The organism is Christiangramia qingdaonensis, from assembly GCF_048381525.1.
GTDB lineage: Bacteria > Bacteroidota > Bacteroidia > Flavobacteriales > Flavobacteriaceae > Christiangramia.
In genome coordinates, this window is sequence record NZ_JBLWIM010000017.1 from 3,594 (window position 1) to 3,824 (window position 231).

Here is a 231-nt window from a genome sequence, read left to right on the forward strand (position 1 = left end):
TGAGACTGTCCATAATAATCGAATTGACATAAGAATCAAGACCAAATTGGTCTCTGAACTTCCCTTTACTAATTGTCGCTTGCATGTAAACATGCAAAGCTCTAGAAAGGAGGTGTTCCAGCCGCACCTTCCGGTACGGCTACCTTGTTACGACTTAGCCCCAGTTACCAGTTTTACCCTAGGCCGCTCCTTACGGTGACGGACTTCAGGTACCCCCGGCTTCCATGGCTT

1 other annotated feature (cut by a window edge) is annotated in these 231 nt (G+C 48.1%).

Features of this window, described 5'->3' with window-relative positions:
* Positions 1–105: 105 nt before the first annotated feature.
* Positions 106–231 (reverse strand) — a sequence feature (mutual gap in cmsearch alignment for this rRNA model is longer than 100); it runs 1,404 nt beyond the window's last position.